Origin of the sequence: Bradyrhizobium sp. G127, from assembly GCF_021502575.1 — a bacterium.
GTDB lineage: Bacteria > Pseudomonadota > Alphaproteobacteria > Rhizobiales > Xanthobacteraceae > Afipia.
In genome coordinates, this window is the sequence record NZ_JAKFGN010000002.1 from 339,753 (window position 1) to 351,439 (window position 11,687).

An 11,687-nucleotide genomic window follows, 5' to 3' on the forward strand; every position below is an offset into this window, starting at 1 on the left:
GTCGGAATAAGGCAGCAGGCATGCCTGCGTGCAAGCGTCACACCGTCTGCACGTCCACCACGCCGGAGACCGCCTTGATCGCGCCGGCAATCTGCGGCGACACCCGGAACTTGCCCTGTAGCTTGATCTCCACTTCTGTTTCGAGATCGAGCATCATCACCAAGGTGACTTCGCCGTCGCTTCCGCCGGGCGTCGGGGTGACGGGCTTTGCCGGCTGGAACCGGCTGACGTTTCCGGCCGGGGCCTGCTGGCCTTCCAGCCGCTTTGCAATGGACTCCAGCGGCTTGTCGTCGCGCACGAAAATGCGCAGACCCTTTTGCGTTTTGGCCGCGGCATCATCGAGCGGTTCGGCATGCAGCACCCGCGCGCGCACGTCCTCGCCCTGGAGTTCTGCGCCGAGTTGCAACAGAACCGCCGATCCGGGTTCGAGCACATCGCGATATTGCGCCAGTCCTTCCGAGAACAGCACCGCTTCGAAATGGCCGGTGGGATCGGACAGGCCCATGATGCCCATCTTGTTGCCGGTCTTGGTACGACGCTCCATGCGCGACACAACGGTGGCCGCAACGCGTCCGGCCGTCGCACCCGTTTTCACCGCACGGGAGAACTCGCTCCAAGATTGCACGCGCAGTCGCTTCAGCGCCGTGGCGTAATCGTCTAGCGGGTGCCCCGACAGGAAGAAGCCGATGGCGTCGTATTCGCGCCGCAGGCGTTCCGCCGGAAGCCAGGGCTCCACGTTGGGAAGCACGATGCTCGGCGCATCCGCCATACCGCCGAACATGTCGTTCTGCCCGCTGGTGGCAGCTTCGTGACCGCGCTGGCATGCAGCAACGATGGCCTCCGCGCCCGCGAACACCCGCGCACGGTTGGCGTCGATGGTGTCGAACGCGCCCGCCGCCGCGAGGCTTTCCACGACGCGCTTGTTAATGGCGCGCGGACTGACGCGGGAGGCGAAATCGGCCAGCGAAGTGAAGGCGCGGTCTCCCCGCGCCTCCACAATCAACTCAACCGCCTGGGCGCCGACGCCCTTCAGAGCTGCGAGCGCGTAGTAGATGGTGTTGTCGTTGACCTCGAACGTCGCGCCGGAGCGATTGACCGACGGTGCTTCGACCTTGATGCCGAGCCGCTGCGCCTCAGCACGGAATTCCGAGAGCTTGTCGGTGTTGTTCATGTCGAGCGTCATCGACGCGGCGATGAATTCGACCGGATAGTGCGCCTTCATGTAGGCGGTCTGGTACGACACCAGCGCGTAGGCCGCGGCGTGGCTCTTGTTGAAGCCGTAGTCGGCGAATTTCGCCAGCAGTTCGAAGATGGTTTCCGCCTGCCCCTTCGGCACGCCGTTCTTGACGGCGCCGGCGACGAAGCCGGCGCGCTGCTTGTCCATCTCCGCACGAATCTTTTTGCCCATCGCGCGACGCAGCAGGTCGGCGTCGCCGAGCGAGTAGCCAGCCATGACCTGCGCGATCTGCATCACCTGTTCCTGATAGATGATGACACCGAAGGTCTCCTTCAGGATCGGCTCCAGCATCGGATGCAGATATTCCGGCTCCTCGTCGCCGTGCTTGCGCGCGCAATAAGTCGGGATGTTCGCCATCGGACCCGGCCGATAGAGCGCGACCAGCGCGATGATGTCCTCGAAACGGTCGGGGCGCATATCGACGAGCGCGCGCCGCATGCCCTGACTTTCAACCTGGAACACCCCGACCACTTCGCCGCGCGCCAGCATCTCGTAACTTGGCTTGTCGTCGAGCGGTAAGGTAGCGAGATCGACGTCGATGTTGCGCTGCTTGAGCAGCTTCACCGCAACATCGAGCACCGTCAGCGTTTTCAGGCCAAGGAAGTCGAATTTCACCAGTCCCGCAGGCTCAACCCACTTCATGTTGAACTGGGTGACCGGCATGTCCGATTTCGGATCGCGGTACATCGGCACGAGTTCGGAGAGCGGCCGGTCGCCGATCACGATGCCCGCGGCGTGGGTCGAGGCGTGGCGCGTGAGGCCTTCAAGGCGCTGCGCGATGTCGAAGGCGCGCGCGACCACGGGGTCTTCGTCACGGAAGGCCTGCAGTTTTGGCTCGCTGGCGATCGCCGCCGACAACGTCACGGGTGCGGCCGGATTCTGGGGCACCAGCTTCGTGAGCCTGTCGACCTGCCCGTAAGGCATCTGCAACACCCGGCCAACGTCGCGCAAAACGCCGCGTGCCTGCAACGTACCGAAGGTGATGATCTGGCCCACCTGATCGCGGCCGTAGCGCTCCTGCACGTAGCGGATCACCTCGCCGCGCCGGTCCTGACAGAAATCAATGTCGAAGTCCGGCATCGACACGCGTTCGGGATTGAGAAAGCGCTCGAACAGCAGACCGAACCGGATCGGATCGAGGTCGGTGATGGTGAGTGCATAGGCGACTAGCGATCCCGCGCCCGAGCCGCGGCCGGGCCCCACCGGAATGCCCTGGGCCTTCGCCCATTTGATAAAGTCCGACACGATCAGGAAGTAGCCCGGATATTTCATCCGGATGATGACATCGATCTCGAACGCCAGCCGCGCGCGGTAGTCCTCCTCGGACACACCTTGCGACAGGCCGTGCGTTGCCAGCCGCCGCGCCAGCCCCTCCTCGGCTTGCCGCCGCAGTTCCTCCGACTCCTCGCTCTCCGCATCTACAGCGTTCGCGCTGCCGACCACCGCAAAGCGCGGCAGGATCGGCTTGCGCGTCTTCGGACGGAACGCGCAGCGCCGCGCGATCTCGACCGTGGACGCGAGCGCCTCCGGCAGGTCGGCGAACAGCACGGCCATTTCGGCGCGCGTCTTGAAGCGATGATCGGGCGTGAGTTGATGCCGGTCGGTCTCAGACACCAATCGTCCGCCTGCGATGCAGAGCAGCGCGTCGTGAGCTTCGTAGTCATCAGCACTGGCGAAATATGGCTGGTTGGTCGCAACCAGCGGAAGATCCATGGCATAGGCCATGTCGATCAGCGCGGATTCGCAGCGGCGCTCGCTGTCCAGCCCGTGGCGCTGTAATTCGATGTAGAGCCGGTCGCCGAACAATTGCGCCAGGGTATCGCAGCGCGCCTGCGCCAAGGCTGGCTGATCGGCGGCGACAGCCTGCGCGATCGGCCCTTCCGGGCCACCGGTCAATGCAATGAGGCCGCCGGTTTCGCCCTCCAGCCATTCGACCTTGATATGCGGCGCCTGATGGGTCGGCGTATCCTGAAACGCGCGCGAGTTCAGCTTCATCAGGCTGCTGTAGCCGGCCTCGTTCATCGCAAGCAGAACGATCCGCGCCGGAAGCAGCGCGTTGCGCGCGGCGGGGTCCTGATCGCCGAAGTCGATCGACATCGCGCAGCCGGTAATGGGCTGGATGCCGTAGCCCGCCAGTTTGTCGGAAAACTCCAGCGCGCCGAACATGTTGTCGTTGTCGGTCAGCGCGAGCGCAGGCTGGTGATCGGCCTTGGCAAGGTCGAGCAGCTTGCTGATGGTGATCGAGCCTTGCAGCAGCGAATAGGCCGAATGGACGTGCAGATGCACGAACCCCGGGTCCGACCCGGCCGATTTCGTAACAGTTTTGGACATGGTGACCTTGGCAACCTTCGCAGGCGGTCACTCGCAAATCGTCTTGGACGCGATGGACCACGAGCGGCAACAGAGCGACTCAGAGTTTGATGGTGGTGCCCCGACTGGCGAGAGTCCATTCAGAACACGGGGACCCGCTGATCCATCATCCTTATCCCCAGCCTCGGACTGTCCCGAAGCCGGGCCTTCCTCACATCTGGGGAATGACCTGCGCCCAGATTGCGACCATTCCAACGAACAGCACCAGTGAGGTCAGCGCAGCGGCTTCTTCCACGAACGTCTTCAACATGACCGAACTCCCTATCGACTCCATGAGAACGTAATAAGAACATTGTTCCTTTTTTGTTCTCAATGTCAAGGATAGGAGCCTGAGGTTCCTCTTTCGACAAAGCAGTGTTGCTAACAAAGCGTAAACAGCCGGAACGGCTCGCAAATCCATCAACTGCTACGCGGGAACGTGAGTTGACGAACGGCGCGAACAACGATCTGTGGCTACATCAACACTTCAGGCAAAGCGGGCGACAACCCGACAGGAGAACAGAATGCGCAGTTTGCTTTTGGCCCTCGCCGCCTTCACGGCGCTGACAACGATCGGCAGCGCTCCGGCCGAGGCGCGCGAAGGCCCCTGGTGCCTGATCGGAGCGGAATTTTCCGGCAACTCGCGCGGCGACTGCCGTTACTGGTCCTATGCCCAGTGCCAGACCACAGCCTCCGGCACCCGTGCCTACTGCGATCGCAACTACTTTTACAGCGGCGGTTCCGACGACGACGGGTACGATCAGGGATACGCGCCCCGCCGGCGCTTGCGCTAAGCGAGCCGAGTTCTCGCTCCGTTGACGTCTAACGGCTCAGTCGAGTTCGACGACATGGCCATCCTGAATCGACACACGACGGTCCATCCGCGCAGCGAGGTCCATGTTATGCGTCGCGATCAGCATCGCGACGCGTGTCGCCCGCACAAGCTGGGTGAGCGCGTTGAAAACGTGATCCGCGGTATGCGGATCGAGATTTCCCGTCGGCTCGTCGGCCAATAGAACGCGCGGCGCGTTGGCGACCGCGCGGGCGATCGCGACCCGCTGCTGCTCGCCGCCGGATAATTCCGCCGGGCGATGCGTGACCCGGTCCGCCAATCCGAGATAGGCCAAGATTTCCTGCGACCGCTTCACGGTCTCTTTCTTCGGCAGGCCGCGGATCATCTGCGGCATCATCACGTTCTCCAGCGCCGAGAACTCCGGCAGCAGCCGGTGCGACTGGTAGACGAAACCGATATCGGTGCGGCGGATCTGGGTGCGTTCGGAATCGGAAAGTCCGGACGTGGCGGTGCCGCCGACATAGACCTCGCCCTCGTCCGCCTGCTCGAGCAAGCCTGCGATATGCAGCAGCGTCGATTTGCCGGTGCCCGACGGCGCGACCAGCGCGACCGACTGTCCTTCCCACAACGCCAGATTGGCGCCGCTGAGAATCGTCAGCGTCGCTTCGCCCTGTTTGTAACGCCTGTGGACGTCGTGCAGATACACGACCGGAACGCCATTTTCCCCCTGCTCCATCTGTGCGCTCATTCGTACCTGAGGGCTTCGATGGGATCGAGACGCGCAGCGCGCCAGGAGGGATACAGCGTCGCCAGAAACGACAGCGTCAGCGCCATGATGACGACAGCGGCGGTTTCGCCGACATCGACCTCGGCCGGGAGCTTGGAAAGGAAGTAAAGCTCGGGCGAGAACAATTCCGTGTTGGTCATCCATGAGATGAACTGGCGGATCGACTCGATGTTGAGACAGACGATCAGTCCCAGCAGAAAGCCCACCAGCGTCCCGACCACGCCGATGGCGGCGCCGGTGATCAGGAAGACCCGCATCACCGAGCCCTGCGACGCACCCATGGTGCGCAGGATCGCGATGTCGCTGCCCTTGTCCTTCACCAGCATGATGAGGCCGGAAACAATATTCAGCGCAGCCACCAGCACAATCAGGGTCAAGATCAGGAACATGACATTGCGCTCCACCTGCAACGCATTGAAGAACGTGGAATTGCGCTGCCGCCAGTCGACCAGAAAGATCGGCCGCTGCGCCGCCTCGGTCACCGACTTACGGAAGGTGTCGATCCTGTCCGGATTGGTCGTGTAGATCTCGATGGCAGTGACATCGTTGGCGCGGTTGAAGTAGGCCTGCGCCTCCACCAGCGGCATGAACACGAACGAGGAGTCGTATTCCGACATCCCGATCTCGAACACGGCGGCGACCTTGTATGGTTTGATGCGCGGCGTCGTGCCCATCGGCGTCACCGCACCGCGCGGCGCGACCAGCGTGATGCTGTCGCCGGCGCGCAGCGACAGTTGATCCGCAAGCCGGCGGCCGATGGCGACGCCCTGCCCTTCGTCGAAGCCTTCCAGCGTGCCCTGCTTGATGTTCTTGGTGATCGAGGTAACGCCGTTGAGATCCTGCGCGCGGATGCCGCGCACGAACACGCCGGATGCGTTGAACGGCGACGATGCGAGCGCCTGACCGTCCACCACCGGAGCCGCGAGGCGGATGCCCTGGACCCTGCTGATACGCTCGGCCACGTCCTTCCAGTCGGTCAGCGGCGATTCCAGCGGCTGTACAACGATATGGCCGTTCAATCCGAGAATCTTGTCGAGCAATTCCTTGCGGAAGCCGTTCATCACCGCCATCACGATGATAAGCGTCGCCACCCCGAGCATGATGCCGAGAAACGAGAAGCCGGCGATGACCGAAATGAACCCTTCCTTGCGCCGAGCCCGCAGATAACGGGACGACAACATCCATTCGAAGGGTGCGAAAGGTGGGGTCCGAACTGGCTCGCTCATGTCTGTTCCATGGTTCGGATTTTCACACGAATCGGGCAAATTCTAGTCTCGTGCCGCGGTAACTGCGACACGACCTGCACATAAAACAGTGTATGACTTCAGGCGGCGAAGCGATTGATCGCGTCGTCCAGACTCATGAACTCGCGCGACCCATCGCTGCGGCGCTTGATTTCGACCTTGCCGTCGGCAAGCCCCTTCGGCCCGATCAGGATCTGCCAGGGAATACCGATCAGATCGGCGGTCGCGAATTTACCGCCGGGCCGCTGGTCGGTGTCGTCGTAGAGCACGTCGACGCCCTTCGCCGTCAGCGCGGCATAGAGTTTCTCGCACGCCGCGCCGGTCAAATCATCGCCCTGCTTGAGATTGAGGATGGCGATGCGGAAAGGTGCCACCTCTTCCGGCCACTTGATGCCGTTTTCATCATGGCAGGCCTCGATGATCGCGCCGACGAGACGCGACACGCCGACGCCGTAGGAGCCGCCGTGGATCGGCTTCTCCGCGCCGTCCGGACCGGACACCAGCGCTTTCATGCTGTCGGAATACTTGGTGCCGAAATAGAAAATCTGCCCAACTTCGATGCCCCGGGTCTGCACCCGCTTGTCGGCCGGCACTTCGCTTTCGTAGCGCGCGGTGTCGTGAACATCCTCGGTGGCGGCATAGAGATCCGTCCACTGCTTGATGATCGGCGTGAGGTCGCCGTTGTAGTCGACATCCGCGCCGGGCACCGGCAGGTCGAGCACATCCTTGTTGCAGAACACGCCGGACTCGCCGGTCTCCGCCAGCACGATGAACTCGTGGCTGAGATCGCCGCCGATCGGGCCGGTCTCGGCGCGCATCGGGATTGCCTTGAGCCCCATGCGCGCGAAGGTGCGCAGGTAGGCGACGAACATCCTGTTGTAGGACAGCCGCGCCGCCGCCTCGTCGATGTCGAAGGAATAGGCGTCCTTCATCAGGAATTCGCGGCCGCGCATCACGCCGAAACGCGGACGCTGCTCGTCGCGGAATTTCCATTGGATATGATAGAGATTGAGCGGCAGGCTCCGGTAAGACTTCACATAAGCGCGGAAGATCTCGGTGATCATTTCCTCGTTGGTCGGCCCGTAGAGCAGTTCGCGCTTGTGCCGATCGGCAATGCGCAGCATCTCCGGGCCGTAGGCGTCGTACCGCCCGCTCTCGCGCCAGAGATCGGCGAGTTGCAGTGTCGGCATCAGAAGTTCGATCGCGCCCGCGCGGTCCTGCTCTTCGCGCACGATCTGCTCGATTTTCTTCAGCACCCGGAAGCCGAGCGGCAGCCACGCATAGATGCCGGCCGCTTCCTGCCGCATCATGCCCGCGCGCAGCATCAACCGATGCGAGACGATCTCGGCCTCCTTCGGCGTCTCCTTGAGGATGGGCAGAAAGAAACGCGACAGTCGCATGGGAACACTCGGAGTTTGCTGGATGATGTCAGGAATCGAATGAGGCCTGAGGCGGCTAGTGAAACCGGATCGGCTGCAAAAACACAAGTAAAAGAGGCTAGATCCAAACCAAATCCCGGAAAAAGCTGCTCTTTTCGACCTTCTCCGGCCATGCTAACAAATGACGGGGGTTCAGCCGTGATCTTCACGTCGCGCATCAAGAGAATTGGACGTTTTGCCGCCTGGGCGGCAGCTTATGCGCTTGTCTTCAACGTGATGCTGACCAGCACCGTGTTGGCGACGATCTCCCCGCTCAAGTTCAACGCCCTCCATGAGCTCTGTCTCAACGCCGGTTCGGCCTCCACTAACGCGGACGGCAGCACTGACGACAGCAAGCCGATCATCCGCTGCCCGCTCTGCATTTCCGGCGTCGCGGCCGTTGACCTGCCGCCGCAGTCGCCCGCGCTGGCAATCCGGATTGCGTTGCAGATTCTGTTCGAAACAGCCCGGCACGACGACGGCATTGCGCTCTTTGCCGCCACCGACCACCAGCCGCGCGGCCCTCCCCACCTGAGCTGACGACCCGCGCTCCGGCGCATCCGTTCAATCGTCTCTCATTGGTGGAAGTTCATCCATGTTTTCCGTTTCCGTACGGACGCGCAGCATCCTGCTGGCGTCCGCTGCCGCCGTCGCGACGGTATCGTTCGCACGCGCGCAAACCGCTCCTCAAACGCTGCCTCCCGTCGTCGTCGAGGCTGACAAACAAGACCGGGCCACAACAAATCGTCAGCCAACAAGCGCTCCCGCCGCGACCTTGAACGCACCGGCAGGTCCGCAAGGACCGCTCGGGGTCAAGACCGCCGATCAGGCACGCCATGACATTCAGCAAACGCCCGGCGGCGTCGCAGTCGTCGCCGCCGAAGACTACAAGAACAACTCCGTCGCGAGCACAATCAAGGACGTGCTCGGCTACGTGCCCGGCGTATTCGCGCAGCCGAAATGGGGCGACGATACGCGCCTTTCGATTCGTGGTTCGAGCCTGTCGCGCAATTTCCATCTGCGCGGCATTCAGCTCTACATGGACGGGATTCCGATCAACACATCGGACGGCTACGGCGATTTCCAGGAAATCGATCCGACTGCCTACAAATATGTCGAGGTCTACAAGGGCGCGAACGCGCTGCAGTTCGGCGCGAACTCGCTCGGTGGCGCGATCAACTTCGTCACGCCGACCGGCCGCGATGCCAAGGTCAACAGCGCCGCCATCGACCTCGGCGCTTTCGGCTATCGCCGCTTTCAGGGCAGCGTCGGCGGCGCCAGCGGTCCGTGGGATGCGTTCTTCACGGCGTCGAACCAGAGCGCCGAAGGTTTCCGCGATCACAGCTACGGGCACTCCACGCGCGCCAGCGGCAACGTCGGCTACCAGTTCTCGCCGGACTTCGAGACGCGCTTCTACATCAACGCGAACGACGTGCGTCAGCGTATTCCGGGTTCAGTGACAAGGGCGTCTGCGCTCACCTCGCCGGAGACGGCTGCAGCCGGGAACGTCATCAACGACCAGCAGCGCAATATCGACAGCGGGCGGATCGCCAACAAGACGACCATCCGGTTCGATGCCACGACTGTTGAATTCGGTGCATTCGCAGTGGATCGCCACCTGATGCATCCGATCTTCCAGTGGCTCGACTACCAGTACCGCGACTATGGAGGCTTTGCGAAAGCGACCGACGACCGCCTGATCGGCGGCTTTCGCAACCGGCTGATCGCAGGCGTGAATGTCGTCAACGGCGAGATCGACAACAAGCAGTATGCCAACGTCGGCGGTTACAAAGGATCATTGCTGTCTTCATCGCTCGACAAGTCGAAGAATACCTCGGCCTATATCGAAAATTCATTCTACTTCCTGCCGAACGTTGCAGCGATCGGCGGCACGCAGTTCCTGTACGCGACGCGCGACCGCACGGCGCGGTTCGGAGCCTCGTCGAGCGGTTCGACGGAATTCAATCTATGGAGTCCGAAAGGCGGTCTGCTGTGGGACATCGATCCCACCTGGCAGGCCTTCGCCAATATCTCGCGCAGCGCCGAGGTGCCAAGCTTCGGTGAAAGCTCATCCGCGCCCGCCATCCCGTTCTGGCTGATCCAGCCGCAGACGGCGACGACCTACGAGATCGGCACGCGCGGACGACGTCCCGATCTGACGTGGGAGCTGACCGGCTACCGCGCCAACATCCGGAACGAACTGCAATGCATGTATGGCGCGCCGGGCCAATGCAACGTGGTCAATGCCGACCGAACGATTCATCAGGGTCTCGAGGCGGGCCTTGGCGTCGCGGTGTTCAGGAACATCTTCTCGAACATCCCCGACGCGGACAAGATCTGGCTCAACCTCGCCTACACGCTGAACGACTTCCGTTTCGATAATGACGTCACGTTCGGCAACAACCAGTTGCCCGGCGCCCCGCGTCACTTCCTGCGCGCGGAAGTGCTCTACAAGCACGCCAACGGATTCTACATTGGCCCGAATATCGAATGGGTGCCGCAGGCCTACTACGTCGACAACGCCAACACGCTGGCGGCTGATGCGTATGCGATCTGGGGACTCAAGGCTGGCGTCGATGACGGCACGTATTCAATGTACCTCGAAGCCCGCAACATCGCCAACACGGCCTACATCGCCAGCTCAAGCATCGCGCGAACGGCGAACGCCGCCTCGCCGCTGTTCGAACCCGGCACCGGTCGTGCCGTCTATGCGGGGATGCGCGTAAAATGGTAGTTCAGCACCACCGATATGGCTCGCCTTGTTCGCGCCCTTCTTCGGGCCTCCGAAAACATCAGATATCGTGCCGAAATAGCCCATTTGTGCAGTGCCGCATAAGTAGACATTTCATGCCGAAAAACGTGACAACACAGAATCCTTCAGCTACAAATCCCCCGTCAGAAGTGTGGCAATCAGCTTGCACATTCTGGTGGTCCAAGTCTCGGGAGGAGTCCCTGGCGCGCACAAGCAGCGTCGCCCCGTTCAATCAAGGATAAATCCAACCTTTTCGGGGAAAATAGGGTCGACACAATTTTTAGAGCAGGGCTTTGGCCCTGCTCTTTTTTATTTGGCCACGGTGTTCGACAACATCTGTCCGAACACGACGCCGAACATATAGCAATTCATTGATGCATTGAGCGACGGTGATCAGGCCGGCACGGTCCCGCCGCTTAGAGCGGGATGCCCATCAGTTTGGTCAAGCGCTCGATGTTGAGGTAGCCGGCCTTGAAGGCCGCCATGCCGGCGGCGAAGATCACCGCCGAAACCACCGTGGTCCACAGCAGCTTCCGCGCCATGCGGGGCACGCTCGGCGCGCCCGGGTCAGTGCCTGCGATCTCCTCGCCGCTTTCCTGCTGACTGCGCACGCCGAAAGGCAGCACCGCAAACAGCACCACCCACCAGAGTACGAAGTAGATCGCGATCGCGGTTGAGATCGAATAGACCATAATTACGACTGCTCGATTTCGACGAGCGCACCGGAAAAGTCCTTCGGATGCAGGAACAGCACCGGCTTTCCGTGCGCCCCGATCTTCGGGTTGCCGTCGCCGAGCACCCGCGCACCCTCCGCGATCAGCTTGTCACGCGCCGCGATGATCTCCGGAACCTCGTAGCAGATGTGATGAATGCCGCCGTCGGGATTCCGCTCGACGAACTTCGCGATCGGCGAATCTTCGCCGAGCGGCTGGATGAATTCGATCTTGGTATTGGGCAACGTCGCGAACACCGTGATGACGCCGTGCTCCGGCAGCGGCACCGCGCCGGAGATCTCAGCTCCAAAGGCCGTGCCATAAATCTTCGCGGCCTTTTCGGCATCCTTCACCGCAATCGCCACATGATTGAGCCTGCCCAGCATGTCTCTCT

At 62.0% G+C, this 11,687-nt stretch carries 9 protein-coding genes; 3 read left to right on the top strand and 6 right to left on the bottom strand.

Translation table 11 applies throughout. From position 1 onward, the window contains the following. Positions 1–37: 37 nt before the first annotated feature. Positions 38–3,568, bottom strand: coding sequence for a DNA polymerase III subunit alpha (gene dnaE / locus LVY71_RS13525; RefSeq protein ID WP_235100396.1), 3,531 nt, complete (start codon positions 3,566–3,568; stop codon positions 38–40). Between the two features lie 542 nt (positions 3,569–4,110). Here dnaE and LVY71_RS13530 point away from each other — a divergent pair. Further along, positions 4,111–4,380: a DUF3551 domain-containing protein gene (locus LVY71_RS13530; RefSeq protein ID WP_235100397.1), complete on the top strand. Its 270-nt coding sequence runs from the start codon at positions 4,111–4,113 to the stop codon at positions 4,378–4,380. Positions 4,381–4,416: 36 nt separating this feature from the next. On the opposite strand, the gene LVY71_RS13535 is transcribed toward LVY71_RS13530, so the two are convergent. The 3 genes from LVY71_RS13535 to proS form a co-directional block, all read right to left on the bottom strand. Then, positions 4,417–5,115, bottom strand: a complete 699-nt coding sequence (locus LVY71_RS13535) for an ABC transporter ATP-binding protein (protein ID WP_235101495.1) — start codon at positions 5,113–5,115, stop codon at positions 4,417–4,419. Positions 5,116–5,123: 8 nt separating this feature from the next. Then, complete coding sequence (locus LVY71_RS13540) at positions 5,124–6,392, bottom strand: lipoprotein-releasing ABC transporter permease subunit (protein ID WP_235100398.1); 1,269 nt, start codon at positions 6,390–6,392, stop codon at positions 5,124–5,126. 98 nt (positions 6,393–6,490) lie between these two features. Beyond that, a complete protein-coding gene (proS, locus tag LVY71_RS13545; RefSeq protein ID WP_235100399.1) occupies positions 6,491–7,810 on the bottom strand; it encodes a proline--tRNA ligase in 1,320 nt (439 codons plus the stop codon). A gap of 177 nt (positions 7,811–7,987) precedes the next feature. Between proS and LVY71_RS13550 the strand changes: the two genes are divergently transcribed. Beyond that, positions 7,988–8,368 (top strand): DUF2946 family protein, encoded by a 381-nt coding sequence (locus LVY71_RS13550; RefSeq protein ID WP_235100400.1) that lies wholly within the window; start codon positions 7,988–7,990, stop codon positions 8,366–8,368. A gap of 55 nt (positions 8,369–8,423) precedes the next feature. After that, complete coding sequence (locus LVY71_RS13555) at positions 8,424–10,562, top strand: TonB-dependent receptor family protein (protein ID WP_235100401.1); 2,139 nt, start codon at positions 8,424–8,426, stop codon at positions 10,560–10,562. 434 nt (positions 10,563–10,996) lie between these two features. Here the strand turns inward: LVY71_RS13555 and LVY71_RS13560 are convergent, their stop codons facing one another. Together LVY71_RS13560 and mce are read right to left on the bottom strand one after the other, a co-directional pair. After that, positions 10,997–11,272: a DUF1467 family protein gene (locus tag LVY71_RS13560; protein ID WP_235100402.1), complete on the bottom strand. Its 276-nt coding sequence runs from the start codon at positions 11,270–11,272 to the stop codon at positions 10,997–10,999. A 2-nt stretch (positions 11,273–11,274) separates the two neighbouring features. After that, on the bottom strand, positions 11,275–11,679 hold the full coding sequence (mce, locus tag LVY71_RS13565; protein WP_235100403.1) for a methylmalonyl-CoA epimerase: 405 nt from the start codon (positions 11,677–11,679) through the stop codon (positions 11,275–11,277). Positions 11,680–11,687: the final 8 nt, after the last annotated feature.

Bases quoted from the DNA above. Each gene is read 5' to 3' on its own strand.
- dnaE (WP_235100396.1), bottom strand. From the start codon at position 3,568: ATGTCCAAAACTGTTACGAAATCGGCCGGGTCGGACCCGGGGTTCGTG.
- LVY71_RS13530 (WP_235100397.1), top strand. From the start codon at position 4,111: ATGCGCAGTTTGCTTTTGGCCCTCGCCGCCTTCACGGCGCTGACAACG.
- LVY71_RS13535 (WP_235101495.1), bottom strand. From the start codon at position 5,115: ATGGAGCAGGGGGAAAATGGCGTTCCGGTCGTGTATCTGCACGACGTC.
- LVY71_RS13540 (WP_235100398.1), bottom strand. From the start codon at position 6,392: ATGAGCGAGCCAGTTCGGACCCCACCTTTCGCACCCTTCGAATGGATG.
- proS (WP_235100399.1), bottom strand. From the start codon at position 7,810: ATGCGACTGTCGCGTTTCTTTCTGCCCATCCTCAAGGAGACGCCGAAG.
- LVY71_RS13555 (WP_235100401.1), top strand. From the start codon at position 8,424: ATGTTTTCCGTTTCCGTACGGACGCGCAGCATCCTGCTGGCGTCCGCT.
- LVY71_RS13560 (WP_235100402.1), bottom strand. From the start codon at position 11,272: ATGGTCTATTCGATCTCAACCGCGATCGCGATCTACTTCGTACTCTGG.
- mce (WP_235100403.1), bottom strand. From the start codon at position 11,679: ATGCTGGGCAGGCTCAATCATGTGGCGATTGCGGTGAAGGATGCCGAA.